Source organism: Streptomyces sp. NPDC051133 (genome assembly GCF_040682635.1).
Taxonomy (GTDB): domain Bacteria; phylum Actinomycetota; class Actinomycetes; order Streptomycetales; family Streptomycetaceae; genus Streptomyces.
In genome coordinates this window covers 1-2,759 of sequence record NZ_JBFBBK010000166.1, presented here as the reverse complement: position 1 = coordinate 2,759, position 2,759 = coordinate 1, and the positions used below count along the sequence as shown (strand labels likewise).

At 65.6% G+C, this 2,759-nt stretch carries 3 protein-coding genes and 1 pseudogene; 2 read left to right on the top strand and 2 right to left on the bottom strand.

The window, feature by feature from the left end:
• Window positions 1-374: 374 nt before the first annotated feature.
• Window positions 375-848, top strand: coding sequence for a hypothetical protein (locus tag AB0N17_RS45910; RefSeq protein ID WP_366017623.1), 474 nt, complete (start codon window positions 375-377; stop codon window positions 846-848).
• A gap of 147 nt (window positions 849-995) precedes the next feature.
• Here AB0N17_RS45910 and AB0N17_RS45905 read toward each other — a convergent pair whose 3' ends face one another.
• Entirely contained in the window at window positions 996-1,238 is a 243-nt protein-coding gene (locus tag AB0N17_RS45905; protein ID WP_366017622.1) for a transposase, read from the bottom strand.
• A 42-nt stretch (window positions 1,239-1,280) separates the two neighbouring features.
• Window positions 1,281-1,493, bottom strand: a complete 213-nt coding sequence (locus tag AB0N17_RS45900) for a transposase (RefSeq protein WP_366017621.1) — start codon at window positions 1,491-1,493, stop codon at window positions 1,281-1,283.
• A gap of 1,030 nt (window positions 1,494-2,523) precedes the next feature.
• Here AB0N17_RS45900 and AB0N17_RS45895 point away from each other — a divergent pair.
• Window positions 2,524-2,759: pseudogene (locus tag AB0N17_RS45895) on the top strand (phosphoesterase); the annotation flags it as partial.

Below are 2,759 nucleotides of genomic sequence, written 5' to 3'. Positions count from 1 at the left end.
TCGTGCGCGATGATCACGTAGGTCAGGCCGAGTTCCTCCTGGAGGTCGTCCATGAGGTTCACGACCTGCGCCTGCACGGACACGTCCAGGGCGGATACAGAAGTGCGGCGGAGTAAACGGCCATCATGGATCATATTCTCAATTTTGCGGGGCCACGGAGCGCGTGATTCACCCCCCGGCCCACATTCAAGCTCGGTTGGCCCAGCAAAAGAAGGCATTAGGCATGGAAGTCAGTCAGCCGTGCAAATGATCAGACGTCCAGTAGTGGCGGCCAGCACGCGAGTATCGAGGAGGAGATCGTTGTGCGAGTAGCGACTCGATCAAACAGCCAGTCACGGCGAGCGAGATGGGGAGCCAGACTCGCCTGTGCCGGCGTGGCCACCACCGTGGCACTCGGCATCGCCGCCAGTCCGGCAGCGGCGCAGGAGGCGGGAGCACCGAGCGCGGCGGGTGTGGTGCCCACCGTGACAGACAATGGCACGACCTGCGGAGATATCGTCGATGACCCCACGGTCTTCGAGGTTAGCCCGAACCAGCAGAACGTGCCCGTCGAGTTCACTCCCGGTGGGACGATTACCCTGACGTTCCCGACCGCTGACGAGATCAACTTCAGCATCACCGGCCCCTATGCCGCCCGTGCCGCCATCATCGTTGGCGAGGACAGTAATGGGGACCAATTCACCAACCAATTCGTCTACGACAGTGCCGCCGGCTTCCCCCACGGCATTGCGTCAGACGAGGCTCTGCACGCCCCGCTCGACCAGACCACCGGCCAGAACGACCTCCTGGACGACTGGCTGTTCTGCATCATCCCCAGCGCGTACAACGGCACCAGCCAGGGCAGGTAGATAAGGGTTCACGTCCGCAGGAGTGGTGCGTGGGGTGAGTTCGGTGGGCAGGGCGGTCTCGTCGGCTTCTGACTCGATCAAACAGAGGCGGGCCTTGACAACCAGGCCAAGCTCCATAGTGCGACCGCCCTCCGTCCACTCGTCGCTCTACTCGGCCAGCACAGCGCCGACCAGGCGGACCGGCCAGATCTCGCGCGGGAACGCGCTGAAGGCCAACAGGTCGTGCTGGGTCGCATCGAGGTACTCAGGCGCCTTAGGAAATCCGGCATCCAGCATGTCGAGGACACGCTGCGTGTGGGCCTGAACAGCGTCACCGTCGGGTTGTTCAAAGACGATCCGCAGCAAGTCGGCCGCCCAGGGCTGCGCCGGTGTCGGTGCCTGACTCAGCATGTTGCGGGGCGTAGCGCGTGCGCCCATCGTTGACAGGATGCCCTAGGCAGGAGTTGGACGCCGGACACGCCACCGGCGAACGGCGAGCGTGTCGTCGGCGTTCACGGCGACCGCGATCAGCGTGTGGACGCTGATGATACGGCCGTCTTCCCAGACCTTCTGGGGCAGTGCGTCGCCCCAGACGCACGAGTAAGGGCCGTAATCCAGGGACGGTTGCGGAACTCGGGCGACCTGCTCGTCCAGGTGTTTGGCCATCGCACTGACCTGGCAGTTCGAGAGCTGGGTGACAACCCAGGAACTCGGCGAGTTGTTCCTGACGTCGTACGTCGACCCGGATGCTGCCGTCCAGAGCTACAGGGAGATGCGCAGTCGGCGGCCTTTCCGGTACCGGTCACCGCCATCGGCCCGCTGGTGGCGATTGCCTCGTTCGTGTGCTCCAACGGCAACGTGCCACGGGCGGCAGTGCTGTGGATGGGCGGCATCAGCTTTGGCAGCCTGGTGGCGTTTAGTAAGCGCCCCTGGAGGGCCGGTAAGACCTGGAGCGGCAATCCCGCGCCGGGCACGGCCCGTTGAACGGGGAACCCACCCGAAGGCCCAGCCGGTCACCCCCGGCAGCCAGGCGGGAATCCACTCCCTTCAGGGAGGGGAGGATGTCAAAGTGCTGCGGTCGACTACCACGAAGGCGCGGAGCTTGCGCCGCGTGGAGCCGTCGGCGGCGGTGTAGTGCATGACAGCGTCCGCGATCAGACGGTCGCCGTCGCCGACGGCGTGGGAGACCTCAGGAGTGCAGTCCCACGGGTCATGCTCGTGCCCGAACCATCGGGTGTCCGGCGAACGTCAGAGCTTTTCCGCCACTGTGCACAGGTGGGCCAGTCGTCGCCCATGTCGAAGTGCGAGCGCGTGGGCGCGAAGACGCGGCCGGGGCGAGCCCACAGGTCCCCGCCATGCCCCGGAGACCAGATCCACCCGGATGGATTGCCAGGTCCGTGCCATGACCACAACCCTTCAAACGCCGACCTTCAAGCCCGCGAACCGTGGCCCATTGATCAACTCGGTCCCAGCATCGCAGGCGTGCAGAAGAGCGTTTGCCCATGGCAAGCCGATACAACGATCCCCGCAGCCGGAAGCTACGACTTGTTTCCCGGCAAGCCTTTACTCGTGGCGGGCCGGGCTGTGCGGAACTTGTCGTGTCCTGTCCGTCATGCGGACATCCATTTGGGTTGCGCGCGTCATCCTGTCGGCTGGGGTTCCTCAGGGCGTTGGAGCCCCGTGGCACTTTTCTCACATGGAGATCCCCGACTTCGGCATCCCGCGCCCACTCGCGGAGCGGATGAGCATGGCCGAGCAGTACGAGTATCTGCACACCCGGATGGTTCCCCGACGTACCGTGGTGACGGCGAGCGCTGTGGCGGGCGGCCTGCTGGCCGGCCGCCTGAGCGGCACCCGTGCGGCGGCGCACCCCGGTACCAGCCGCTCGACCTCGCTCTCGGCGAAGGCGGGCGCGCGCAGCGCTTCGGCGAG

Coding starts and splice junctions, on each gene's coding strand:
- AB0N17_RS45905 (WP_366017622.1), bottom strand. CDS start 1,238: ATGCTGAGTCAGGCACCGACACCGGCGCAGCCCTGGGCGGCCGACTTG.
- AB0N17_RS45900 (WP_366017621.1), bottom strand. CDS start 1,493: ATGGCCAAACACCTGGACGAGCAGGTCGCCCGAGTTCCGCAACCGTCC.